22 protein-coding genes and 1 tRNA gene are annotated in these 22,979 nt (G+C 60.1%); 10 read left to right on the forward strand and 13 right to left on the reverse strand.

All coding sequences use genetic code 11. The features are described 5' to 3' along the window. Both HMPREF2565_RS06965 and HMPREF2565_RS06970 read right to left on the reverse strand, forming a co-directional pair. Positions 1–795, reverse strand: a 795-nt coding sequence (locus tag HMPREF2565_RS06965) for a DUF711 family protein (RefSeq protein WP_141745895.1), incomplete at its 3' end; no start/stop codon positions are given. Between the two features lie 15 nt (positions 796–810). After that, positions 811–1,080: an ACT domain-containing protein gene (locus HMPREF2565_RS06970; protein WP_010186707.1), complete on the reverse strand. Its 270-nt coding sequence runs from the start codon at positions 1,078–1,080 to the stop codon at positions 811–813. A 79-nt stretch (positions 1,081–1,159) separates the two neighbouring features. Here HMPREF2565_RS06970 and HMPREF2565_RS06975 point away from each other — a divergent pair, with 79 nt between their 5' ends. Continuing rightward, positions 1,160–1,849 carry an SDR family oxidoreductase gene (locus tag HMPREF2565_RS06975; RefSeq protein WP_071407069.1) on the forward strand — a complete coding sequence of 230 codons (690 nt, stop codon included), beginning with the start codon at positions 1,160–1,162 and terminating at the stop codon, positions 1,847–1,849. On the opposite strand, the gene HMPREF2565_RS06980 is transcribed toward HMPREF2565_RS06975, so the two are convergent. The 5 genes from HMPREF2565_RS06980 to can form a co-directional block, all read right to left on the reverse strand. Further along, positions 1,846–2,592 carry a hypothetical protein gene (locus HMPREF2565_RS06980; RefSeq protein WP_071407070.1) on the reverse strand — a complete coding sequence of 249 codons (747 nt, stop codon included), beginning with the start codon at positions 2,590–2,592 and terminating at the stop codon, positions 1,846–1,848. The genes HMPREF2565_RS06975 and HMPREF2565_RS06980 overlap by 4 nt on opposite strands. Positions 2,593–2,644: 52 nt before the next feature. Beyond that, positions 2,645–3,427 carry a hypothetical protein gene (locus HMPREF2565_RS06985; RefSeq protein ID WP_071407071.1) on the reverse strand — a complete coding sequence of 261 codons (783 nt, stop codon included), beginning with the start codon at positions 3,425–3,427 and terminating at the stop codon, positions 2,645–2,647. Between the two features lie 103 nt (positions 3,428–3,530). Then, a complete protein-coding gene (locus tag HMPREF2565_RS06990) occupies positions 3,531–4,322 on the reverse strand; it encodes a hypothetical protein (protein WP_246818664.1) in 792 nt (263 codons plus the stop codon). Positions 4,323–4,370: 48 nt separating this feature from the next. Next, entirely contained in the window at positions 4,371–4,943 is a 573-nt protein-coding gene (locus tag HMPREF2565_RS06995; protein ID WP_049157671.1) for a TetR/AcrR family transcriptional regulator, read from the reverse strand. A gap of 176 nt (positions 4,944–5,119) precedes the next feature. Next, positions 5,120–7,936: an aconitate hydratase gene (can, locus tag HMPREF2565_RS07000; RefSeq protein WP_204370977.1), complete on the reverse strand. Its 2,817-nt coding sequence runs from the start codon at positions 7,934–7,936 to the stop codon at positions 5,120–5,122. Between the two features lie 303 nt (positions 7,937–8,239). On the opposite strand from can, the gene HMPREF2565_RS07005 reads away from it, so the two are divergent. The 3 genes from HMPREF2565_RS07005 (at position 8,240) to HMPREF2565_RS07015 (ending at position 13,175) form a co-directional block, all read left to right on the forward strand. Beyond that, positions 8,240–8,716: an Rv1476 family membrane protein gene (locus HMPREF2565_RS07005; protein WP_049157675.1), complete on the forward strand. Its 477-nt coding sequence runs from the start codon at positions 8,240–8,242 to the stop codon at positions 8,714–8,716. Positions 8,717–10,125: 1,409 nt separating this feature from the next. After that, complete coding sequence (locus tag HMPREF2565_RS07010) at positions 10,126–12,030, forward strand: DIP1281 family NlpC/P60 protein (RefSeq protein ID WP_070821071.1); 1,905 nt, start codon at positions 10,126–10,128, stop codon at positions 12,028–12,030. Positions 12,031–12,056: 26 nt separating this feature from the next. Next, positions 12,057–13,175 carry a ferrochelatase gene (locus tag HMPREF2565_RS07015; RefSeq protein WP_071407072.1) on the forward strand — a complete coding sequence of 373 codons (1,119 nt, stop codon included), beginning with the start codon at positions 12,057–12,059 and terminating at the stop codon, positions 13,173–13,175. On the opposite strand, the gene HMPREF2565_RS07020 is transcribed toward HMPREF2565_RS07015, so the two are convergent. Beyond that, the gene (locus tag HMPREF2565_RS07020; protein WP_071407073.1) at positions 13,172–13,939 is read right to left on the reverse strand and encodes a hypothetical protein; all 768 of its coding nucleotides are present in this window, start codon (positions 13,937–13,939) and stop codon (positions 13,172–13,174) included. The two genes, HMPREF2565_RS07015 and HMPREF2565_RS07020, sit on opposite strands and share 4 nt — an antisense overlap. A 33-nt stretch (positions 13,940–13,972) precedes the next feature. Here HMPREF2565_RS07020 and HMPREF2565_RS07025 point away from each other — a divergent pair, with 33 nt between their 5' ends. Next, complete coding sequence (locus tag HMPREF2565_RS07025; protein ID WP_070547421.1) at positions 13,973–14,821, forward strand: DUF3097 domain-containing protein; 849 nt, start codon at positions 13,973–13,975, stop codon at positions 14,819–14,821. Here HMPREF2565_RS07025 and HMPREF2565_RS07030 read toward each other — a convergent pair. Together HMPREF2565_RS07030 and HMPREF2565_RS07035 are read right to left on the reverse strand one after the other, a co-directional pair. Continuing rightward, a complete protein-coding gene (locus tag HMPREF2565_RS07030) occupies positions 14,818–15,390 on the reverse strand; it encodes a hypothetical protein (protein WP_046649134.1) in 573 nt (190 codons plus the stop codon). The two genes, HMPREF2565_RS07025 and HMPREF2565_RS07030, sit on opposite strands and share 4 nt — an antisense overlap. A gap of 37 nt (positions 15,391–15,427) precedes the next feature. Beyond that, complete coding sequence (locus HMPREF2565_RS07035) at positions 15,428–16,168, reverse strand: TVP38/TMEM64 family protein (protein ID WP_071407074.1); 741 nt, start codon at positions 16,166–16,168, stop codon at positions 15,428–15,430. A gap of 296 nt (positions 16,169–16,464) precedes the next feature. On the opposite strand from HMPREF2565_RS07035, the gene HMPREF2565_RS07040 reads away from it, so the two are divergent. After that, positions 16,465–17,106, forward strand: a complete 642-nt coding sequence (locus HMPREF2565_RS07040; protein ID WP_046649180.1) for a DedA family protein — start codon at positions 16,465–16,467, stop codon at positions 17,104–17,106. 118 nt (positions 17,107–17,224) lie between these two features. Here HMPREF2565_RS07040 and HMPREF2565_RS07045 read toward each other — a convergent pair. Next, a tRNA-Leu gene (locus tag HMPREF2565_RS07045) sits at positions 17,225–17,310 on the reverse strand. Between the two features lie 242 nt (positions 17,311–17,552). Between HMPREF2565_RS07045 and HMPREF2565_RS07050 the strand changes: the two genes are divergently transcribed. Together HMPREF2565_RS07050 and HMPREF2565_RS07055 are read left to right on the forward strand one after the other, a co-directional pair. Further along, positions 17,553–18,116, forward strand: coding sequence for a YbhB/YbcL family Raf kinase inhibitor-like protein (locus HMPREF2565_RS07050; protein WP_071407075.1), 564 nt, complete (start codon positions 17,553–17,555; stop codon positions 18,114–18,116). Positions 18,117–18,139: 23 nt separating this feature from the next. After that, positions 18,140–18,535, forward strand: coding sequence for a hypothetical protein (locus HMPREF2565_RS07055; protein WP_046649137.1), 396 nt, complete (start codon positions 18,140–18,142; stop codon positions 18,533–18,535). Between the two features lie 15 nt (positions 18,536–18,550). On the opposite strand, the gene HMPREF2565_RS07060 is transcribed toward HMPREF2565_RS07055, so the two are convergent. Then, on the reverse strand, positions 18,551–19,663 hold the full coding sequence (locus HMPREF2565_RS07060; protein ID WP_071407076.1) for a quinone-dependent dihydroorotate dehydrogenase: 1,113 nt from the start codon (positions 19,661–19,663) through the stop codon (positions 18,551–18,553). Positions 19,664–19,713: 50 nt separating this feature from the next. Continuing rightward, a complete protein-coding gene (locus HMPREF2565_RS07065; protein ID WP_070517795.1) occupies positions 19,714–20,745 on the reverse strand; it encodes a hypothetical protein in 1,032 nt (343 codons plus the stop codon). A 102-nt stretch (positions 20,746–20,847) separates the two neighbouring features. Between HMPREF2565_RS07065 and HMPREF2565_RS07070 the strand changes: the two genes are divergently transcribed. Further along, positions 20,848–21,672 (forward strand): undecaprenyl-diphosphate phosphatase, encoded by an 825-nt coding sequence (locus HMPREF2565_RS07070; RefSeq protein ID WP_232745459.1) that lies wholly within the window; start codon positions 20,848–20,850, stop codon positions 21,670–21,672. A gap of 47 nt (positions 21,673–21,719) precedes the next feature. Next, positions 21,720–22,964, forward strand: a complete 1,245-nt coding sequence (gene mshC / locus HMPREF2565_RS07075; protein WP_071407077.1) for a cysteine--1-D-myo-inosityl 2-amino-2-deoxy-alpha-D-glucopyranoside ligase — start codon at positions 21,720–21,722, stop codon at positions 22,962–22,964. Positions 22,965–22,979 lie beyond the last annotated feature (15 nt).

The raw sequence follows: 22,979 nt of genomic DNA on the forward strand, positions 1-22,979 counted from the left end.
CTCCGAAGCCATTTCACCCACGAGCTGGCCGGCGCGGGTGACCTTGAAGGCCGCCTTCTTGACCTCTTCGGCGACCTCGTTGAGGGTGGCGCCCTCAAGGGAGCCGAGCGCGCGATCGACCACGCCCGGGCCCGATACACCTACGGAAACGACGCAGTCCGGTTCCTCAATGCCGTGGAAGGCACCGGCCATGAAGGGGTTATCGCCCACGGAGTTGGAGAAGATCACGAGCTTGGCGCAGCCGATGGCGCTGCGATCCTTGGTGAGCTCGGCAGCTTCCTTGATGATGCGTCCCATCTGTGCCGCAGCATTCATGTTGATGCCGGCGCGGGAGGAAGCGATATTCACCGAGGAGCAGACCAGGTTTGTCTCTGCCAGGGCTTCCGGGATGGAACGGATAAGCGCCTTTTCGGCGGTCGTTGCGCCCTTTTCGACGAGCGCGGAGTAGCCACCGACGAAGTCAACACCGGTCGCTGCGGCAGCGCGATCCAGCGCGCGGGCAACGTCCACGGGGTTTCCTTCGATACCGGCCACGATGAGCGCGATGGGGGTGACAGAGATGCGCTTGTTGACAATCGGGATGCCGAGCTCGGCCTCGATTCCCTCGCACACCTCAACCAGGTGTGCGGCGCGGGATGTCACGAGGTCGTACACGGCCTCGGCGGTGGCTTCCATGGTGGGGCGTGTGCAGCCGAGCAGCGAAATGCCCATAGTGACGGTGCGGATATCGAGACGGTACTTCTCGATCATCTCGATGGTGTCGAGAATGCTGGCGGTATTGAAGCGGTTAAGCATGACTGGTTATCGTCCCTAGATCTCGTTCATTGCGGTGAACAGCGCTTCCGACTGCACGCGAATGGATTGCTTGATGGACTCACCGACGGTGTTCATCCGCTCCTGGAGCTGCTGGATGCTGACCTCGTTCTCATCGAATTCGACGCGCAAGATCATGGTGAAGTACTCAGACATGAGAGTCTGGGAGACGTCAACGATATTGACGTTAAGTTCTGCGAGAGCGGTGGACACGGCGGAGATAATGCCGGTGTTATCGACACCGGTAACAGTCATGATGGCGATCATGACTAGATTGTAGCCTGTACGTTTTTCCAGCTGCTCTGGGGTCCTGCAGAGAGATCAGATAGCGCGTACGGTGGCGCACATGACTGATACGACAACAACTGCACGCAAGAAGGTTTTGTACATCGGCGGCCACGGAAAGGTTGGGCTTTTGGCGGCGCCCAAGCTTGTCGACGCCAACCTCACCGTCCATTCCCTTATCCGTAGCCCCGACCAGGTCGCTGATATTGAAGCCCTAGGCGCCACCGCAGTGGTGCGCGATCTCACCGAGCTTTCTGTTGAGGACTGGGCAGAGCTTTTGGCTGACTATGACGTCGTCGTGTGGGGCGCTGGAAACGGTGGCCGCGCGGGTGCGGAAGTGACGTGGGCAGTCGACCGCGATGCGGCACTTGCCTCCATCGCTGGCTTGGAGAAGCTAGCGGAGGAGGGGAAGCACACCCCGGCCTACGTGATGATTTCCTACATCGGCGCTACGGAGAACACGACCGATCCTGCGGATGAGAAGTGGTACGCCTACGTGGAGTCCAAGAAGGCCGTAGATAATAAGCTCAATTTCACGGATCTTAACTACCTCATCCTGGGCCCTGCGGCCCTGACTGAAGAGCCTTCGCGTGGCATCACCGTGTTGGACAAGGATGCAGAGCGGACCGGAAAGCTGACCACTTCCCGGGAGCTTGTTGCCGAGGTTGTCGCTGAGGTTGCTCGCCGCGATAGCTTCCCGGCCTCGCCTCTGGAGTTCATCGATGGTGAAGGCCGCGTTAAGGACATCTAGGATGCAGGAGACGCCGCGGCGTTAAGGCCAGCACTTACTTGCTCGCGGGTCAGACCGTTGTGCAAGCTCGCCTGGCGAAAAGGTTTAGTAGCGAGGTGGGCGGCGATGTACCACCCCGTGGTGTGCTCGAAGGTGGCTTGGCTTTGGAAGCGCACCACGGCAATACCTTGCTCGCGGAAGGCCCGGGGAGAAGTGTGGGATTCAAACTCGTCGCTGATGATTTCTTTAACCGTGCCGTCGGGAAGGAAGAGGCGCACCTTGGCTTTGTAGTAGTACTCGGTGGGATCGGCATGCGGCACGTGCCGACCGGTCTGCCAGATCTCGCTGAGCAGAGCGGGATAGTACTCAATCCAGCCTTTTTCTGCGGCGGTGCCCAGTCGGCGTGCGCCCCACGTCGAACTGCGGATGGACCGGATCTGTCTCCCTACCGCGACCACGAGCACGAGGACAAAGACTGCGACGGCCAATCCCTGCCACCCCGAGCTGATGGACGTATCTTCGCCGATAATGGCTGATATCGCGATAGCGAGTAGCACCACCGCCACGATGAGGTTGGTTCGCAGGTTCTTCCATCCAGATGTGGATCCACCGGGCAGAGGCCCAGCCGCTGCAATGGCCCGACCGACGGCAGCTGTCGTAGGAGAAGGGTTTGGCGAAGATACTTCCCTTAAGCTACGAGGAATGAGCCTTTCGGAGTATTCATGATCCGGAAAGTCGAAGGGGGCTATCGCTTGCTGAGACATTGTGGTGGGCTCCTGAAGAAGGTGGGGCGTCCCGATGGCACGCTGTTGAGCGTTAACCTTTTACCCAGTTCTGCTCAGCAAAAGACAGCGCCGCCTCGATGTTCTTCTTGCGCAGACCATGCTGGAGTTCTAGTTGCGGTTTGTCCGAGTCGGCGCGGTATCCCACCACACTCCAGCCGTTATTGTGGTTGAAGTCAACGGTGGCGACGAGGGGACCGTCGGCGAGCAGCCGGCCGCGAAGCTTCAGCCAATTCGGGTTCGGAGCGACGAACTCCGCTGTCATGGCCTTTTTCAACGAGCCGTCTGGCTGCAAGATGAGTATCGGGGCGGTGTAATAGTAGTCGGTGTTGTCGTTGTAGTCGACGCGGCGCTTGTAGACGAGCTCCCCGATTAACGCAGGACGGTACTCAACCCACCCATTCGCCCAGGCGGTCCGCAACCTAGTTCTCCTTCCCCAGCGACCCCGCACGAGCATGACTCCGACAAAGATGAATACCAGTGCGGCAAGCCCGTTGATAATGCTGGCTATTGGTATCCCGCCGTTCGTTCCGTCTGCGCCCGGAAATAGGATAAAGAGGAATAGCACATGGAACACTGTGAAGAATAGGGACATGACACCCATGGAGATGAAGATGAATCCAAAGATGATCGCGCCGAGATTCGTATGGCCGATCGGTCGCCCGACACTATTGATAGCTTCGCGTATACCGCTGCGGTCCACGTTAGGGTTCGGCTGCTGATCGTGCTCCTTTAATTCCTTAGGCGCGAGGGAGCCGGCACTGGCTGCATCAAATTTCAGCGGTGACCGAGGCAATTGAAGAGAAGATTGCGTCATGAATCACAGTGTAAAGGGGTTAGAGCCGCCTTTCTCGTCGGTTCAACACCCAATGGGGAGTAGGACCCGTGTTGGGCGGCGGGCCAACCAATCGAACAGCGGCTTAGCGCACCCAATGCTGTTCGGCGAATTGGAGAACGGCATCAACTTGGCGGCCGGTGAGTCCATTGGAGAGTTCCGCCTCCGAGCTCGTTCCGTCGGTGCGGTAAGCAGCGACGGTCCAGCCATTATTGTTCGCAGTATCCACGGTAGCGATCCGGGAGCCCTCTGCCAGTGCAGCGCCACGTGATCTCAACGAGTTCGGGTTGTTTGCGCGGAACTCTCCGGACATGGCCTTCGCCATTGTTCCGTCTGGTTGAAGGATCATGAGCGGCGCGGAGTAATAGAAATAGGTCCGTTCACGATCGTCGGGACCTTCGGTTTTGCTGCGCAGGTAAACCAACTCACCGATGAGAGCGGGACGGTATTCTACCCAGCCATTGCGCCACGCGGTGCGCAGACGCCGAGCTTGACCGATCTCCTTGAGGATGTTCCACAGGCTCACAGCGAGAAAGGTCGCGCTGAGGAAACACAAAATGATAGGGATTAACGAAAATATGCCGATGTCAGAGAAGCTGAATCGCGGAGGACCAAAATCACCAGCGAAGAAAGAGATCGACATCTTGCACATAAATAGTCCAACTAGACCTATGATGACCCAGACTGCCAGGTCGCTGAGCTTCAGGCGCCCAGGCTGGGGCCCAGCCTCCTCGATGACCTCGCGGATCCCTGAATTATCCATTCGGGGGTTCGGCTGAGCATCGTGGGCACGCTGTTCTTTCGGGGCAAGCCGGGGTGTGGCGTTCAGACTAATTCCACACTGCGTCCGCGGAAGCTGTAGGGGAGTATGGTCCATGCGCCACAGTGTAGCGTCAACCACACTCCGGCACTGAGTGTTAAGCGCTTAGTGATCGGCGTGTGGGCCACGAATCGATTGCTCTACTAAGGACAACACCTGTTCTAGATTCTTCGTGTCCCCGAGGGCCAGGCGGTTGATAAAACCGTCCATGAAGGTCTCCAGATAAGTTACGAGGGTATCGATGGAGACGTCGTCGCGCAGCCGGCCCTTCTCAGCGTTTGATTCCAAGCGCGCGCGAACCGCCTTATCCAAAACCTGCTGCTCTTCATGCCACCGAGCAGCGAAGGAGGGATCGGTGCGCAACATCGAGGTCACCGCGAGTCTGGTGGCGAGCCAATCGTGGCGCTCTGGGTGACGCAACATCTCGCTCATTACCTCAACGAGACCGTTGTTTGCTACAACCTCGGCTTCGCGGGCCGCGTCTTCCCGGGCCAGGGCCAAAAAGAGAGACTCTTTATCGCCGAAGTGGTGAAAGATAGCCCCGCGCGATTTGCCCGTGGCTTCTTCGAGGCGTCGAACCGTGGCACCTTCATAGCCGTGCTCAGCGAAGCATCTGCGTGCACCGACCAGAATGTCATGGCGGCGGCGGTTCAGTTCGGAGTCGCTCATAATCGGCATGGTTGGGGAAAGCTCCTTAAAGCACGGCTGGGGGTAGACAGGTGACAGAAGTATGAGGGGATGAGGGGGAGAGAAGCAGAAAGGCCAGCCAGCACTCGATGTTGCTAGCTGGCCTATCCGCCTAACTATGCAGGCCGCACCGTATCCGGGGAACCTGCATGGTGGGCAAGGGTGGTTTAGGCCTTGACCATCTGGCGCAGAACGAACTGCAGGATGCCGCCGTGGCGGTAGTAGTCGGCCTCACCAGGCGTGTCGATGCGAACCTTGGCATCAAACTCAACGGTCTCGCCGGATTCCTTGGTGGCGGTTACGTGAACCGACTTCGGAATGCCGCCCTCGTTGAGAGCCTCAATACCTTCGATGTCAAAGGTTTCGGTGCCGTCCAAGCCGAGGGACTCGTGGGACTCGCCCTCCGGGAACTGCAGCGGAATAACGCCCATACCAATGAGGTTCGAGCGGTGGATGCGCTCGAAGGACTCAGTGATGACAGCCTTCACGCCAAGTAGGTTGGTGCCCTTAGCAGCCCAGTCACGGGAGGAACCGGTGCCGTACTCCTTACCTGCCAGGACAACCAGCGGGATATCGGCTGCCTTGTAGTTCTCGCAGGCGTCGAAGATGAAGGCCTGCGGTGCGCCCTCCTGGGTGAAGTCGCGGGTGTAGCCACCGGCGACGTCGACCAGCTGGTTCTGGAGGCGGATGTTAGCGAACGTACCGCGCATCATGACCTCGTGGTTACCACGACGGGAACCCAGGGAGTTGTAGTCCTGGCGCTCCACACCGTTGGCATCGAGGTACTGAGCGGCCGGGGTACCCGGCTTAATGGAGGAGGCCGGGGAGATGTGGTCGGTGGTCACGGAGTCACCGAGCTTTGCAAGGACGCGAGCGCCCTTGATGTCCTGAACGGGCTCCGGCTCAGTCGGCATGCCATCGAAGTACGGTGCCTTGCGGATGTAGGTGGAGTCTTCGTTCCACTTGAAAGTCTCACCCTCCGGGACATCCAGGCTGCGCCATGCGTCGTCGCCCTTGAACACGTCGGCGTAGTCAGCCTCGTAGAGCTCGCGGGAGATGGCCTGCTGGATGGTGTCCTCGATCTCCTGCGGAGAAGGCCAGATGTCCTTGAGGAAGACATCGTTGCCATCCTGATCCTGGCCCAGCGGCTGGGTCTCGAAATCGAAGTCCATGGTGCCCGCAATAGCGTAGGCAATGACCATGATGGGGGAAGCCAAGTAGTTCATCTTGACGTCCGGGGAAATACGGCCCTCGAAGTTACGGTTACCGGAAAGCACCGCGGTAGCAGCCAGATCATGCTCGTTGATGGCGTTGGAGATCTCCTCCGGCAGCGGGCCGGAGTTACCGATACAGGTGGTGCAGCCGAAGCCGGAGAGGTAGAAGCCCAGGGCCTCCAGATCCTTCCACAGGTCTGCGCGCTGGAAGTAGCCATCGACAACCTGGGAACCCGGAGCACAAATGGTCTTAACCCACGGCTTGGACTTCAGGCCCTTTTCAGCAGCCTTACGTGCGATAAGACCAGCGCCGACCATGACGGACGGGTTGGAGGTGTTGGTGCAGGAGGTGATGGAAGCGATGGCAACCATACCGTGGTCCAGCGTGTACTCGCCGCCGTTCGGGGAGGTGACGGTCACCGGGTTGGACTGGCGGCCGGAGCTGCCCTTAGCAGCGGACTCACCCTCGCCTGCGCGGGATTTGTTCAGGCCACCGGTCACGTCAACGAGGGAGTTCTCGTCGCCGCCCTCGGCGGTCATGCGCTTGGCCTCAACGGTGGATTCGTCGACGACGACGTCACCGGAAGCGTAGGTTGGCAGGTCCTTACGGAACTGCTCCTTGGCCTCGGAGAGGAGGATGCGGTCCTGCGGGCGCTTCGGGCCAGCGATGGACGGCTTCACGGTGGACAGGTCCAGCTCGAGGTACTCGGAGTACTCTGCCTCCGGAGCATCCTGCTCCAGCCACATACCCTGAGCCTTGGCGTATGCCTCGACGCGGTCGATCTGCTCCTGCGGGCGGCCGGTGAGCTCGAGGTACTTGATGGTCTCCTCGTCGATCGGGAAGATTGCAGCGGTGGAGCCGAACTCGGGGGACATGTTACCGATGGTGGCGCGGTTGGCCAGCGGCACGGCCTTCACGCCGTTGCCGTAGAACTCAACGAACTTCTGAACCACGCCGTGCTGACGCAGCATCTCAGTAATAGTCAGAACAACGTCGGTAGCCGTCACGCCGGTCGGAATCTCGCCGGTGAGCTTGAAGCCCACGACGCGCGGGATCAGCATGGACACCGGCTGGCCCAGCATCGCTGCCTCTGCCTCGATGCCGCCAACGCCCCAGCCCAGGATGCCTAGGCCGTTCTCCATGGTGGTGTGGGAGTCGGTACCAATACAGGTATCCGGGTATGCGAGACCGTCGTTGTCGAAGACCACGCGGGAGAGGTACTCAATGTTGACCTGGTGGACAATACCGGTTCCCGGGGGAACAACGCGGAAGTTGGAGAAGTTCTCAGCACCCCAGCGCAGGAACTGGTAGCGCTCCTGGTTGCGCTCGTACTCGATCTCAACGTTCTTCTCAAGGGCCTCGGTGGAGCCGAAGGCTTCGACGATGACGGAGTGGTCAATAACCATCTCGGCCGGGTTGAGCGGGTTCACCTGGTCCGGCTTGCCGCCGAGTGCGGTGATTGCCTCACGCATGGTTGCGAGGTCCACCACGCAAGGGACACCAGTGAAGTCCTGCATGAGAACGCGGGCCGGGGTGAACTGAATCTCAGTATCCGGCTCAGCGGACGGATCCCAATTGGCCAAAGCGTTGATGTGATCCTTGGTTACGTTCTTACCGTCCTCGTAGCGCAGCTGGTTCTCAGCCAGAACCTTGAGGGAGTACGGAAGCTTCTCCAGGCCCTCGACTGCGTTGATGTCAAAGTAGTCATAAGACTTACCATTGACCTCAAGAGTCTTCTTGGCGCCGAAGGAGTTCAGGCTTTCAGTCATAAGGAGCTCCATTCCTTGCTTTTCGCTTGTGGGTTATCGAACACTTGTCGAGGGTTCGTCGAACTATCCGACTAGCACTGACCCTTCAGGGGGCCAGGCGTGTCGACGATCTTTGAACGCGCATGTTCTCTAATACATTGTAGATGTAAGAACCCTCGGTCGACACCACTATAACAGTACGCGCGTTCTGTTTCATCCATTTTGGGGGTAGCGGCGCGTCGCGAAGCTTGTCCGGGTCCGGCGGTTTAGGCTCGACCACGAATCTGGGGAACCGAAGCGCTACAAGACAACGAGGAGTGGCAGATGATCCCGGCGGACGTAAATGTAGACGATATTGCCGCACAGCTGTCAGCCGACGGCGTTGCCTTCTCTAATCCGGAGCTGGCGCTTGACGACGACCTCCAGGCCCACATCTCAGCCTCATTACAACCCGGACACGGTATCGCAGTGGTTGACGTCTTCCCGGAGAAGATTCCGGATCTCCGCGACTTAGCGACAACCCTCCAGCAACAGACAGGGCTAGACACTGTCATCTTGCAGGCGCCCATGAAGGTCTCCGCGGTGAGCAATTCTTATGACCGCGCAACCTTGGAGGCGGCCGAAGATGCGTTGCCAACCGGTCTCGATCAGGTCACGCTGCTCAATGATTTCTATGCCACCGCTGACCATTTTTCAGCACCATGGGGAATCATTCTGGGGCTCCTTTTCTGCCTCGCTTCGGCCGTCGGATGGATAGCCTTCCGCGCGTCTGCTCGGCACAATTTGATCGCCGAAAAATAGGCGGAATAACTACGGCGCGCACTTCGCTACTCGTTGGGGCCTGACGGCAGGGGAGTGGGGAAGTGGCAAAAGTCAACCACTATCCCTTTACTTTCGAAGCGGGGGAGTGGTTTGCGTCGCGCGCCGAACGGCAAGTTATCCGTGATTGCGGGGCTTGCCAGGCCGTGAAATTTCACCGAGGGTCAAATGGCCCGCTAGAGCATCGTGCCCCAGTCCGACATGAAGGACGGATGTAGCAATCTGGGGCAATCACGAGAGCGGTCGGTGAGACAAGCCTCAAGGCGTGACGCCACACACGCACTGACAGGCCGACTTGGAAACAGACCTTGGGAGCGGGCGTTACCTAAAAGTGACAAACATCACAATCACACCTTGGTAACAAAGTCATTGCAGGTTAGGTGCTCCTGTCATGCCCTGTGGCCGCACGTGGCTGATGTGAAAGTTGAGGAAAGTGTGCGAGATGGCGTGTCGGTGACGTATGGTTCACGTATCGACTCACGGGTTGACTATTGCTCCATACGTTCATGGACCAAGCCTTGACTCTCAATTGATTTGTCGCACGGGTATGTGGGGAAGCACGCCACGAGCGAAGGGAACAGTTGGGGTTCACCGCCTGGTGGATGAACGTCGTGTCGCTGCTGACGCGAGTAGCAGAACAGTTTGCTCGAGGCAGTCGGTACCAGTGTTCAACTTTTAAAAATCGAAACACCTACCTTCCGAGTGGAAGAGGCTTCACACACTTCATTGTGCGCGTCTTTGTAGCGGGCAAGAAGCGGCCGTATGCTCTTCCGGTTTCCGGTTGGGTGCCAGCCATGGAGGCGGGCACTTGTGCCATGTGGGCGCGAGTTGCTGCTTTCACGAGCGCGGCGTCCAGCGAGGAGGAACCGTGAGAGACGTGGCCCTCAGCCAGAGGTGTGCCCCTTCGTCGTCGGATCGCGGCTAGTCCTAGGCGTACTCGCTATCGAGCGAGGGACGCTCTGCAACTGGAAGATTGGGTCGGCGGTCTGATGAGACGTTGGTGCATACACAGCGCCCGCGCAGTACCTTTAGTGTCTCCGTTGTTGGCAGGACACAGTGCCCTTTAGGGGCACGAACGCAGGAATACTCCTGCCTGCGCCAGGACGTACATGCCTCGTTCGACCACTCTTGTTCGCGTATCCATCACCGCTTCATCAGCCTCGAAGGCGTAACTCTAGGAAGCGCACGGCTTTCCTTAGGCACGCATGCAACCTTTCAGCTTCGAAGTGGTGGGGGAGGCGACGCACCCCGCAGTACCTACTCGCTATTGGCGAAGAAGCAACCTCAAGTCCCAGCGACGTTTTCTGCTGCCGCATCCGGCTTCGCCCAGCCATGAGGAAATACTGTAGGGATGCACAACTACATGGGTAGGTGTCTAGGAGATAACTCTCGTGGCCACCACATCATCCTTCGGCTTCCGGCGCTTCAAAGCAGCCTTCGCTGCTATTGCGACCACTGCAGCCTTATCTACTGCCTCCTCGCTCACTCCTGCAGTGGCGGCGGAACCTGAGCAGCTCAACATTGACTCCCTGCTATCCTCCGATAATCCGTCCATCGCTGACCTCGCCGGCGCTATCGCGCAGATCGAGGAACGTATCGCTCAAGCTGAAGCGGCCATCGGTATCCAACGCGAATCTGTGAACCGGGCGCTCGTCGATCTCAACGACGCTCGGACCAAGGCGGCCCAGGCACGCCAGGGGACCACGACGGCGCGCGAGCAACTCGACGCCGCGCAGGCGGATGTCGCGGATGCGCAAGCAAAGTTGGACGAGGTCTCACGTTCGGCCTACCGCCGCGCCAATACCTCCGACACCGTTGCGCATGCAGCAGGTAAGGATGCCCGCTCGGATATGCTTGAGCGTCAGTCCTATCTACGTTCACAATCCGATAAGCAACAGGCCGTGTTGCGTGACTTGGAAAAGCAGCGGACGGAAAAGGCCAATAAGGAATCTCAGCTGCGTAAGACCCAGCAGCTTGCTGAGGAGCGCGCAGACCGGGCCGCCGATGCCGAGACCGCGGCACGCGATCAGCTCACCGCCTCCGAAGCCTCCATCAAGGATTCGGCATCCGAGCGCGATGATCTTCTCTCACAACTCTCCGCTCTCCATAAGGCCCTCAATCAAGCTAAGGGGGTTGACGAAAATGAAGTGTCAACCCCTGAGGCTGGAACAGAGGTCAACGATGGAGCGTTGACTTCGGAGGTGCAGAGCGATACGCAGGACGCCACCGAGGCCACCGACGACGCCGATGAGCCCACGGTAGTCCCGTCCGAGCCCGCCAACACAACGACTGCCGCCGAGTCCACGACCAACGCACCGGCTGGCCCTTCGGCCTCTGATGCCAAGACTCCTACGCTCCAAGCACAGCGCTCGACCCCTGCGGCCTCTGCGGAGGAGATGAAGGAACTTTCAAGCGCTGCAAACGCGGTTGCTTCGGATCCAAACGTGCAGGAGCTGTCTTCTACTCGCGCAACGGGCTCTGAGAAGAAGGAGACAGGGCAGCCCCGAGGCGGCAGCTCTTTTGATCCGGGTGACATCGATCCTGAGACTGTTGCCCTCGGCATCGGCGTAGTTGGAACCGTCGCCTCGATGGTGGCGGCGTCCCAGCCTAACCACAACAACAGCTTGACCCAGGACGAGATCGACGCGCTTGTGCAGGGCTCTTCGAAGCTGTTTGCTCTTCAGGGCGAAGGCGAGAGCACGGGGTCCACGGCAGCGGGATCCACCGAGACGTCGACGAGCGAATCGGCATCCACAACCACGGCCACTGAGGACGAGGATTCTCTTGCCTCCGATGTGTCCGGCGTCCTAGAAGAGCTTGATACCACCGACAGCGTGACCAAGGAGGCATCGGCAACGCTGGGCGACGCCTCCCGCGAAGCAAAGATCGAGACCGTGATTGAGCGCGCCACCTCCCAGGTCGGAGTTCCGTATGCGTGGGGCGGCGGTGACGCAAATGGCCCTACCAAGGGCATCCGTGATGGAGGCGTTGCAGACTCCCACGGTGACTACAACAAGGTTGGTTTCGACTGCTCGGGTCTGGTTCTGTATGCCTTCGCGGGTGTGGGTATCTCCTTGCCGCACTACACCGGTTACCAGTACCAGAAGGGAACGAAGATTTCTCCGAGCGAAATGGAGCGCGGCGACCTTATCTTCTATGGCCCGAACGGCAACCAGCACGTGGCGATCTACCTTGGTGATGGCACCATGGTTGAAGCTCCCCAGTCTGGCCAAAACGTCAGTATCACCCCAGTACGCCAAGGCGGCATGGCCCCCTATGCCGTGCGCCTGATCTAACAAGGCGCGTTGCTAGACTGGGCTGTATGACTGACACACTGCGTACTGCCCAGGGCAACGCCCACAGCACCGATTCGGTGCCCTCCTCATTTGACGCCCTCCTCGTTCTTTCTTTCGGTGGCCCGGAAGGAAACGAGGAGGTTGTTCCATTTTTGGAGAATGTAACCCGCGGCCGTGGCATTCCCCGTGAGCGCCTCGAAGTAGTAGGGGAGCACTACTTTCATTTCGGCGGCGTAAGCCCGCTCAATGCACTGAATCGAGAGATCATCGACAATATCTCGGCAGAGCTTTCGGATCGCGGACATAATCTGCCGGTCTATTTTGGCAACCGTAACTGGCATCCCTTTGGGACAGAGGCCGTTGACCAGATGGCAGCGGACGGAGTGCGCAGCGTCGCCGTGTTTGCCACCTCGGCCTGGGGCGGCTACAGCGCCTGCCGGCAATACAACGAAGACATCGTTGCCCTGCGTCAGCACGTTGAGGATAAGAACCTTCCAGACATAACCTTCACCAAGCTGCGCCAGTTCTTCGATCACCCGAAGTTTGTAGAGGAAATGGCTGCCGCTGTCCGGGAGGCCTACACGCAGGTTCCGGACGACAAGCTGGCTAGCACTCGCATGCTCTTCACCGCGCACTCAGTGCCCACGGCACACGATGCGGTTGGAGGTGACGAAGGGGATAAACATATTTACTCCCGCCAGGTGGCGGAGGCCTCTCGCCTCGTCGCCGAGGCCGCCGGCGTTAAGGACTATGACCTCGTGTGGCAATCGCGCTCTGGTAACCCGGCCACACCGTGGCTGGAACCAGACATCGTAGACCACACCACACGGATCCACGAAGAGGAAGGCGTCAACGGCGTCGTCGTCTGTCCCATCGGATTCATCTCTGATCACATGGAGGTGATCTGGGATCTCGATTCCGAGCTCAAGCAGGCCGCCGATGCGATGGGCGTCAGTGTCTACCGCACCCGCACCGCCGGGCCGTCTGAGCGCTTTGCATCGCTGATCGTGGATCTGATCGAGGAACTAGAGCAGGGCAGTGTGCCCGCGTCCCTCGGCGAGGTCACAGTGCAGGGGTGCACGGTCAACGGCGAGCCCTGCGCCGATGGTTGCTGCGATATTTGGTCGCTGCGCAAGCCTCACTAGCGTGCGAATTCGCTTAACGCGTAGGCCACTCCCGCCATGCGCGCTTGGCGGATGTGGCGCCACAGGCGCAGAAGCTGCGGATCGAGGCTGTGGTCTTGGACTCGATCAGTCACCGTCTCGATAATGGCAGCAACCCGGTCAGCCCGAGCAAAGAGCTTTGCCGCACGCCCCGGCACCGCTGAGGGCAAGCCCGGGGTGTCGTAGAAGTCGCTCAGCGTACCTACGGTCAGCCGCGGGTTGGGGAGAGCATCGCTGCGATACCCCGTTGCTTCGATGAGAGAGGCCGATTCATTCGTTGCAGTGCTCAGCAGCGCATCCGCTTCTCCTGGGCTCAGCCACGCGGGCGAGGGCAACGGGTCCGTTTCCTCAATCACCGTCCACCGCGTCACACCTGCGATGTAGGTGGGGATAAGCACTAAATTCCTATCAGGATCGTTGGTGCGCACAACGATGGCGCCGGCCGGGTTTTCGGCCGCAGCTTGAGCGGACTCGGATCCCGCCGGAAGAGCCGGCGCTTCGCCGGGCCCAGAAAGGACCAGCCGCAGCAATGGCTCGCGTTCACCGCGCTCGATGATCGCGGCCGACTCGCGCCTTAGAAGTGACATAACATTAACGAAAGGCTTACCGTCAGCGGCTACTTGCTCGCCGCCAAGCTCAGTGAGAGCGTCGAGGAAGTCATCGGTAGATTCCTGGCCCCACAACCACGCTCCAAGCCACACGGCAACGTTTTGTAGAGGGGACCAGACTTCGGCGCGCATATCCATGGCTGGACAGTGTAGACGATAGGGTAGACCGCTATGAGCTTGAATTCCCGGGACCCCTATGGCGGCGATATTTTTGCCGGACATGCACGCAACAAGAAGACGGAGTACCCCGAGGTACCCGCAGAACCAGGCATGGTGGTCGAGGTTCGCGGTGATGATTTTGTGGGAGCGGTCTTAGGCGTTGACAAGACCGTGTGGGGCCCAGTAGTGCGGCTCGAGGATCGGCACGGAAACGCACGTGTCTTCAAACTCGTCAAAGGTGGATTTTTATTGGAGGGGCAGCCGGTTACGCTGACCCGCTACGTCGAAAAGCAAGCACCCCGCAAGTCCAATTCAGGATCACGCCGCGTGGAAAATGTGGAAGCGAAGGTAGCCGCGCCATCACGCATTTGGGTCGAGGGCATCCACGATGCCGCCATCGTGGAAAAGGTGTGGGGCCACGACCTGCGCGTGGAAGGTGTGGTCGTCGAATACCTCGAAGGTCTGGACAACCTCGAGGAACGTCTCGCCGAATTTCAGCCGGGCCCTGGACGCCGCGTAGGGGTTTTGGCGGATCACCTTGTCGAAGGATCGAAGGAGACGCGGTTGACGCAGACGGTCGGCGAGCACGTGCTCGTTACCGGGCATCCCTTCATTGATATCTGGGCAGCAGTCAAACCTGAGCGCCTCGGGCTGCGAGCCTGGCCGGACGTGCCCTTTGGAGAGGACTGGAAGACTGGCATCTGCCGCCGTGTTGGATGGTCTGACCCTAAGGAAGGCTGGAGCCGCGTCTACAACGCCGTGACGTCATTCCGGGATCTGGATTCCACGCTGATCGGTGCGGTAGAGCGGCTCGTGGACTTCGTCACCACACCGGAGCTGAGCAAAGAGGATTTACTCTAATCCGCATTTGCTCGGTCGATGAGGTTGACCGCCAGCTGGCAGCCGGCGGTCTCTGCCGCCCAGCCCGCAGCTTGCAGGCGTTGGGACATCGCCTGTTTGGATATGCCCAGTTCTTCAGCGGCCTCATTTTGGTTCAGCCCGCCGCGTACCAGCGAGGTGGCCTCGCGGCCCTCCATCGTGCGCTTGTTCAAGACAAAGCCTAAAAGGGCGAAGGCCGCCGCAATATCCTGCGCTTGCTGTGCCCGCCCGCGACGATCCACCTTGGCGTAGACGTGCCCCGCACGAGCGGAGCCTTTGACCGCGGCGGTAGCCACCGCCCGAGTTTCGGCGTCACCGGCCCCTTGGCCGGGGATAACTCCGATGCCGATGGCCCAATCACCGTCCGCGAGCAGCGCCATCACAACATCGCAGACTGCGGAAGAAGAATAGGCCACGGCGCAGATATCCTCGACACCGAGAACCTCGAATTCACCAATGCCTTCCAGGGTGGACAAGGCAGCGGCGGAGCGTTGAACCAAATCAGCTCGGCGTACCGAGCGGCCGCGGTAACGGGCGTGGACTGCTAGCACAGTGCGGGACTCCTTCCAGAGAGAAACAAGGCCCAGTCTACCCCTTGCGCTTGACCGAGCCGTGCGTTCCGGGGGCAAGCGGCAAACGCGTGTCAAGGATGAGCCCAACGGCCCCGAGCGCGGCCGCTAACAGGAAGGCGACGATGGTGTAGGGGCTCGTGGAGCCTGTGAGCGCATCCCCAAAGAAGACGCCGATGGCGGTCGTGGGGATAGAGCCGATGAGCGTGGCTACGGAGAAGTGCATGACCGAAATGGGAGTCAGCGCGGCGACATAGTTGAGTAAGGAAAAAGGAACTCCCGCCACCATCCGCAGTGACGCTACAGCCAGCCAGCCGCGCCGGTCGAGTCGAGCGTTGATTGCGTACACCGCTGGGTGCGTGAGGTGCGGACGAATCCACTCACCGAGCAAGCTGCGCACAATGAGCAAGGAAACGGTAGCGGAGATGGTCAGCGCCACGAGAGAGATGGCCAACCCCAGCCACGGACCGAAAAGCAGGCCAGCGGCGAGCGTCCATACAGTTCGCGGGATGGGAAACTGCGTAAAGAAAACATAGGCCCCTGTAAAGGCCACAACGAACCAAGGCCCAAGGTGCTCCGACCACGAGCGCAGCACGGCGAGCGAGGGGACGTCGACAAGCACGGCACCTACAATCAACGCCGCGCCGGCAACGATTACTGCTGCCCACCGCTTCCAGCTCCAGCGACGAAAGCTCTGCCATGCCGATCGTCCCAGTGACACGAAGAAGTCACCGACGCTGCGCACCCAACCAGTTTTCATAGGGCTTCAAGCCTAGCGCTACAAGGCTGCTGATCCCTCATTCAGGCTGCATGAAGAATACTCGCCCCCAGCTCTAGCGGGGAGGAAATAAAAGCAGATATCAACGCCGTCTAGGGAGGGGCTGGCAGTTTCGCCCCAACTTGCTGGCAAGCCCCAATCCAGTGCATACGATATGGACTTCGCGGAGGATACTGAAGAGCGGTGCGCATCCGCACTGCTTTCTTGTCGTGTCTGTCCTGACACCGATGATCTTTTTGGAGTGGATCTTGGACTTTCTTCATAACCTCACGTCCTATATGGACGCGGCCACCTTACTCGAAGCGTTCGGGCCGTGGGTGATTGGCGGAATTGCGCTCGTTGTATTCATCGAATCAGGCGTGCTCTTTCCGTTTCTTCCGGGAGACTCCCTTTTGGTGACCGCCGCGATTCTGCGCCACGATCTTCATGTCTCACTGTGGCTGCTTATCACCGTGGGTATCGTGGCTGCTATTGCAGGTGATCAAGTGGGCTATTGGATTGGCCACCGCTTCGGGCGCGGCTTGTTTCAGCAGGATGCACGGCTCCTCAAGTTGGAGTACCTTAACACCGCGGAGAATTTTTTCCGCAAGCACGGCCCTCTTGCTTTGGTGCTGGGACGGTTCGTTCCGATCGTACGTACCTTCATCCCGGTGGCTGCCGGGACGGCCGGGATGCGCTATAAGAAGTTCATTGGCTGGAATGTCAGCGGGGCAGTGGCTTGGGTGCTTTCTATGAACCTCGTCGGCGTCTTTCTGGGCAATATTCCGGGCATCGCCAACTCGATTGAGAAGATCATGCTGCTCATTATTGCGCTGTCAGTAGCTCCCATTGCGATCAAGGCAGTACACAGCTACGTCACGTCGAAGAAGAAAGCCACGGTGGTCGAAGAGCGGGAACCCACTATTACTACAGCGGGATAGGGGATTGTGCGGGGCCTCCGAGTCGGGGCGCCCGCGGCCGCCGGCCGGACCAACGAAAGCAGGAACCCCGTGTCTCACATCATCTTTTCCGATGGTGCGAGACACGGGGTTTCGGTTGTGCCCGAGGGGGGACTTGAACCCCCACGTCCGTTAATAGGACACTAGCACCTCAAGCTAGCGCGTCTGCCATTCCGCCACCCGGGCTAGGGTGTTTGTTCAGCCTCTCGGCTGGGCACTCGAATACTGTATCCCGAACCGGTGCCACTTCACAAATCAGCACTACACGCCATGTTTTCACGCTACTTTTAAGGGTTGAAAACACACCGGTGAAAGTACGTTGTTCGTTAGCGCTTGCGCGTGCCGGACGGTGCACCCGCAAGCCCTGTATATGGCGTCTGCACCCTAAATCGGCGCGCTGAATATAGCTTTCCGGTACAAAGGGATCTATGACTAGCAACACTTCAGATACCACCGTGAACTACGCCACTGACTCTCGTTTCCCGGGCCCGGACCCTTACGCACCGTTGGGAGATGTCCCCAGCTTCACCGTGACGTCCTCTGACATCGAGGAAGGCTCAGAGATCGCGGAGCGTTTCCGCGCGCCTGAGAATGTGTCCCCGCAGCTGTCGTGGTCCGACGTACCGGAGGGAACTAAGTCCTTCGCCGTCACCTGCTTTGATCCTGACGCACCAACGGGCTCAGGTTTCTGGCACTGGGCGGCTTTCAACATTCCTGCCGATGTCCGCGAGCTACCTACTGGTGCCGGCTCTGCTGAAGACCTCGGCCACGACGGTGTCATCAGCCTGCGAGGCGATAGCGGCCAACGCGTCTACTACGGACCCCAGCCGCCAACCGGGCATGCTCCGCACCGCTACTTGTTCGCCGTACACGCCGTTGACGTAGAAAAACTGGACATTGATCCGGACGCCACTCCAACGGTCCTCGGTTTCAACCTCTTCTTCCACACGCTTGGCCGTGCGGTTACCTGGGGCTGGTACGAAGCCCACTAAAAGGGCCAATTACACTCATCACAATGAGTAAGAATCCGGAGACCAACCCCACCACCGACGGAGTAGACATCCCCGCCGCCCTGCGCGTGGGCGGCGCCTTCATGCTGCTGGCCGCCGTGCTCGCGCTATTCGGGCTCGTATCCATATTTACCGACGGCTGGGGAGCTACCTTCGAATGGACATGGCGCCGCCTGGCCATTGTGGGTGCGGCGCTTCTCGTCGGCGCATTCAGCACCCAACGCCGCGATCAGCGGGGCAGCCGCGAGCAGATCATCGCCCTGGTCCTGGCGCTCGTCCTCATCATCGCCAGCCGGGCGCTTCCCAACACGGTTCTCACCACGATGGGCCAGTACGTGGTCTTCCTGTACGCCGTCGCAGCAGGGTTGTGTGCGGTCATTATCCGCCGCACCTTGCGCTAGGACCGCCGTGGCGGTCTAGTCCGCCCATTCCAGGCCGGAACCTACAGCCTCCGAGATGTTGCTCAAGCCGTGAGCGTGAATCTGCTGAGCAATGCCACGGTGGATGTCGCGGATCCAATCCGGGCCGCCGTAGATCAGGCCGGTGTAGCCCTGCAGCAGCGAGGCTCCTGCGGTGATACGCTCCCACGCCTGCTCCGGGGTGGAGATACCACCGGCCGAGATCAGAACCAGCTTATCGCCCACACGGGAGTGGAGGCGCTGCAGGACCTCCAGCGAGCGCGCAGCCACCGGAGGGCCGGACACGCCGCCGGCTCCCATCGCCGCGACCTCCTCAGACGGGGTTACCAACCCCTCGCGTGAGATGGTGGTATTTGTGGCCACAATGCCTGCTAGTCCAACCTCTACGGCCATATCAGCTACGGCATCAATATCCTCATCGCTGAGGTCCGGTGCAATCTTCACCAAGACCGGCGAGGACGTCGATTCCACCACGGCCTCCATAATGGGGCGCAGGGATTCCACCGCCTGCAGGTCGCGCAGGCCCGGGGTATTAGGGGAGGAGACGTTGACCACGACATAATCGGCCAGATCCCCTAACACTGAGGCGCATTGGCGGTAGTCATCCACCGCATGCTCAGCTTCAGTGACTTTGTTCTTACCGATGTTGATGCCCACGACATCGTTAGAGCGGCGCTTGCGTAGGTTGCGGGCAGCCGCCAGCGCGCCCTCGTTGTTAAAGCCCATGCGATTCAAGATGGCCTTGTCAGCCTTGAGCCGGAAAAGTCGGGGTGCTGGATTGCCCGGCTGCGCCTTCGGGGTGATGGTGCCGAGCTCGGCGTATCCGAAGCCGATGGGGGACCAGACGTCGGCAGCCGCCGCATTCTTATCAAAACCTGCGGCCAGCCCCAGCGGGCGCGGGAAGCGCACGCCAAAGACCTCTTGTGCCAGGACCGGATCAGTGACCGGTACGACCTTGCCCAGCGCACGGTTAAGCGGCGAGGCGACCTGGAGCGCGGCGAGACCGCTATTGATGATGCCGTGGATGCGTTCCGGGCTGAGTTTGAACATTCCCTTCAACGCGGCCTGGTAGGCCGCGTGGCGGGCACGGTCAAGGGCTGAGTACTGCATGCGGTGTCCTTAAAAAGAAGTGAAAATGAAAAGGGGCGGGATGGTGAAATTTAGCGGGGTGTCTCGTCGAGTTGCGGATCGCTGATGAACTGGAGGCCGTCACCGCTAGCTGAGGCGGTGACGAGGGTGCCGTCGCCAAGCACGGCAACGTTCTGAGCGTCCGCCACCGTGGCCATGCTGCCGACGGACTCCGGAACACCCGCAGCGACGGTGAAGGCGTGCAACAGATTGTTGTCAGTGGTGGTCACCCAAGTCAAGGAACGCTCTGCGTCCCAGGCCACGCCCCACGGCGTGCCGTCGATGTTTCCGTACTGGTGTAGGCGGATGACGTCGCTGGCGGTGTAAATGGCCACGCGTTTGCCCACGGTGTCTGAAGCTACGACCACGGCGCCCTCACCGCCCGCGATCTGTCCCACGCCCTGGCCCGAGCGAAGGCGTCCGCCCGCGCGATCCTTCTCCCAGTCCAACGACTGAATTGTGGAGTCCTCCCTGAAGATGCGGACGATGCCGTCGGCGCCATCCGGATTGGGGACGGAGATGAGCTGATCCGAGCCTGCTTCCACCGTGATATCGCTGCTACGTTCACCGTCCACGTAGACCCCGATAGTCGTGGACTCCCCAGAGCCCACAAAAACCTCGCCGCTGGAGGCCTCTGCGGCCACCGTCACCGGCGTCTCCTCATCCACTGCTAACTCCTGGGGGGAATCCGGCCTCTGGGGATCAAAGACCAGTACCTTATCCCCACAGGCGAGAAGGAAGTGCTGGTCGGAGGCAGTCAGGTCGCCACATTTCGCATCGACGGATACTGTGGTGGCCTTCTCCTCGGAGAAGTCATCGGCGGTGCCTACGGCGAGTGACTCATCGGTGCGAACTGCAAGGACGTCACCGACTGCGGCGAGATCCGACACGGCATCGAAGGGGACGACGTTGCCCACCGGCTTGGTGGCCGCCGGGGAGGAGGCGGGTTCGGCCTTGCCATAGACCGCGGAATTGGGATCTGCGCCAACACCAACCGTGGGATTGCAGGCGGCAAGAGCGCAGGCGCTGGTGAGAAGGGCAGAAGAAAGCAGAACACGACGCATTTTCACGATCCCTCATCCTAGCAGTCAGCGTGGTGGAAACCGGAAGCCATGGACCGCGCTAGTAGGCTGTCGCGGGTGACTACAACAGCGACAACTGAAGCCATGACATGGATGCAGGTCATCATCCTCTCCCTCGTCCAAGGCCTCACCGAATTCCTGCCCGTGAGCTCTTCCGGACACCTGCGCATCGTGTCCACCCTGTTTTGGGGCCAAGACGCAGGCGCCTCCTTCACTGCGGTTATCCAGCTCGGCACCGAGTTGGCAGTGATCGTGTACTTCGCGGGAATGATTTGGCAGATCCTCAAAGGCTGGTTCATAGGTCTCGTGCGCAAGGACCAGCGTGGCCAGGATTACCGCATGGGATGGATGGTCATCGTCGGTTCCATCCCCATTGGCATCCTGGGCGTGCTGGGCAAGGACCTGATTAGGGATAACCTACGCAACCTGTGGATTACCGCCTCCATGCTCGTGCTCTTCTCTTTCGTTTTCATCATCGCCGAGAGGGTAGGGAAGAAGGAACGCAGCTTCGAGGAACTGACGATGCGCGATGCCATCGTCATGGGCCTGTGCCAGTGCTTGGCACTTATCCCAGGTGTCTCGCGCTCGGGAGGAACGATTTCGGGCGGCCTCTTTTTGGGCTTGGATCGCGAGGTGGCGACGCGCTTTAGCTTCCTCTTGGCCATTCCTGCGGTCATGGCTTCGGGGCTGTTTTCGCTTGGCGACGCCTTCGGCCCCACCGTGGGGCAGTCTGCCACCGGCGCCCAGCTGCTCGTCGGCACGCTCATCGCGTTCGTCGTCGGCTATGCGTCTATTGCGTGGCTGCTGAAGTTCGTGGGCAGCCACTCCTTCGAATGGTTTGCGGCCTACCGCATTCCTGTCGGGCTTCTCGTCATGCTGTTGCTGGGCCTCGGGGTTCTTGCCCCCTAACCGGCCATGCGCCCGCGGCGGTGGGGTCACACGTTAGGATGGTGCCCATGCAATCTTGGCCCGTCCCGCACATCGATTCCGTCCCTGGCGTCCCGTCGCCGCTTCACCTCTATGATTCCGCTGATGAAGAGGTAAAGAAGCTCAACATCAAGGGGGAGACCGCCACGATGTATGTCTGTGGCATTACCCCTTATGATTCCACTCACCTGGGCCATGCAGCGACCTATCTCACGTTTGATCTGATTTGCCGCCAATTGCTGGATAACGGCTACACCGTGAATTACGCCCAGAACATCACCGACGTGGATGATCCGCTCTTCGAGCGCGCTGAGCGCGACGGTGTGGATTGGCGCGAACTGGGCACCTCGCAGATCAATCTTTTCCGCTCGGACATGGAGCTGCTCTCCGTGTTTCCGCCTCAGCACTTCGTCGGAGCGATGGAGGCCATCGACGAGATTACGGTCATGGTGCAGGCGCTTCTCGACGCCGATGCAGCCTACGTTGTCGACGATCCTGAGTTCCCGGATATCTACGCTTCCATCGAGGCCACGAAGAACTTCGGCTACGAGTCGAATTATTCCCGCGAGCAGATGGAGACCTTCTTTGCCGAGCGCGGCGGTGACCCGGACCGTCCCGGCAAGCGGGATCCTTTGGATGCGCTCATTTGGCGCGCCCACCGCGAGGGCGAACCCGCCTGGGAATCTCCGTTTGGCCCGGGGCGTCCGGGCTGGCACATCGAGTGTTCCGCCATCGCGACCAACCGGCTCGGGTCCAGCTTTGATATCCAGGGCGGCGGATCGGATCTGAAGTTCCCGCACCACGAATTCTCCGCGGCCCATGCGGAAGCAGCGTTGGGTGTGGAGCGGATGGCCCAGTCCTATGTGCATACCGGCATGATCGGCTTGGACGGCACCAAGATGTCGAAGTCATTGGGCAACCTGGTGTTCGTCCACAAGCTCGTCGAGGCTGGCGTCGACCCTTCGGCCATCCGTCTCGGTGTCTTCGCCGGCCACTATCGAGCCGACCGTGACTGGTCCGATGCGGTCCTGAACACCGCGCAGGAGCGGCTGGAGCGCTGGCGGGCGGCTTCCCGCACGGCAGGCAACGTGGGGGAAGTCAAGGAGGTCGTGCACCACGTACGTCGTGCCTTGGCCGACGACCTCGATACGCCACGTGCCCTTGAGGTCATCGATCAATGGGCAGATAAGGCACTGCAGGATGCTGCTCCGGATGAGGAGGCGTCCAGCTTGCTGCGCACTGCACTTAATTCTCTGCTGGGCGTGCGCCTCTAGACAACTTCAGGCATG

The sequence above is a fragment of the Corynebacterium sp. HMSC072A04 genome (assembly GCF_001809235.1).
Taxonomy (GTDB): Bacteria; Actinomycetota; Actinomycetes; order Mycobacteriales; family Mycobacteriaceae; genus Corynebacterium; species Corynebacterium hiratae.

What these genes read in the sequence shown, in the direction of transcription:
- HMPREF2565_RS06970 (WP_010186707.1), bottom strand. Translation starts at nt 1,080, where the DNA reads ATGATCGCCATCATGACTGTTACCGGTGTCGATAACACCGGCATTATC.
- HMPREF2565_RS06975 (WP_071407069.1), top strand. Translation starts at nt 1,160, where the DNA reads ATGACTGATACGACAACAACTGCACGCAAGAAGGTTTTGTACATCGGC.
- HMPREF2565_RS06980 (WP_071407070.1), bottom strand. Translation starts at nt 2,592, where the DNA reads ATGTCTCAGCAAGCGATAGCCCCCTTCGACTTTCCGGATCATGAATAC.
- HMPREF2565_RS06985 (WP_071407071.1), bottom strand. Translation starts at nt 3,427, where the DNA reads ATGACGCAATCTTCTCTTCAATTGCCTCGGTCACCGCTGAAATTTGAT.
- HMPREF2565_RS06990 (WP_246818664.1), bottom strand. Translation starts at nt 4,322, where the DNA reads ATGGACCATACTCCCCTACAGCTTCCGCGGACGCAGTGTGGAATTAGT.
- HMPREF2565_RS06995 (WP_049157671.1), bottom strand. Translation starts at nt 4,943, where the DNA reads ATGCCGATTATGAGCGACTCCGAACTGAACCGCCGCCGCCATGACATT.
- can (WP_204370977.1), bottom strand. Translation starts at nt 7,936, where the DNA reads ATGACTGAAAGCCTGAACTCCTTCGGCGCCAAGAAGACTCTTGAGGTC.
- HMPREF2565_RS07005 (WP_049157675.1), top strand. Translation starts at nt 8,240, where the DNA reads ATGATCCCGGCGGACGTAAATGTAGACGATATTGCCGCACAGCTGTCA.
- HMPREF2565_RS07015 (WP_071407072.1), top strand. Translation starts at nt 12,057, where the DNA reads ATGACTGACACACTGCGTACTGCCCAGGGCAACGCCCACAGCACCGAT.
- HMPREF2565_RS07020 (WP_071407073.1), bottom strand. Translation starts at nt 13,939, where the DNA reads ATGGATATGCGCGCCGAAGTCTGGTCCCCTCTACAAAACGTTGCCGTG.
- HMPREF2565_RS07025 (WP_070547421.1), top strand. Translation starts at nt 13,973, where the DNA reads ATGAGCTTGAATTCCCGGGACCCCTATGGCGGCGATATTTTTGCCGGA.
- HMPREF2565_RS07035 (WP_071407074.1), bottom strand. Translation starts at nt 16,168, where the DNA reads ATGAAAACTGGTTGGGTGCGCAGCGTCGGTGACTTCTTCGTGTCACTG.
- HMPREF2565_RS07040 (WP_046649180.1), top strand. Translation starts at nt 16,465, where the DNA reads ATGGACGCGGCCACCTTACTCGAAGCGTTCGGGCCGTGGGTGATTGGC.
- HMPREF2565_RS07050 (WP_071407075.1), top strand. Translation starts at nt 17,553, where the DNA reads ATGACTAGCAACACTTCAGATACCACCGTGAACTACGCCACTGACTCT.
- HMPREF2565_RS07055 (WP_046649137.1), top strand. Translation starts at nt 18,140, where the DNA reads ATGAGTAAGAATCCGGAGACCAACCCCACCACCGACGGAGTAGACATC.
- HMPREF2565_RS07060 (WP_071407076.1), bottom strand. Translation starts at nt 19,663, where the DNA reads ATGCAGTACTCAGCCCTTGACCGTGCCCGCCACGCGGCCTACCAGGCC.
- HMPREF2565_RS07065 (WP_070517795.1), bottom strand. Translation starts at nt 20,745, where the DNA reads ATGCGTCGTGTTCTGCTTTCTTCTGCCCTTCTCACCAGCGCCTGCGCT.
- HMPREF2565_RS07070 (WP_232745459.1), top strand. Translation starts at nt 20,848, where the DNA reads ATGACATGGATGCAGGTCATCATCCTCTCCCTCGTCCAAGGCCTCACC.
- mshC (WP_071407077.1), top strand. Translation starts at nt 21,720, where the DNA reads ATGCAATCTTGGCCCGTCCCGCACATCGATTCCGTCCCTGGCGTCCCG.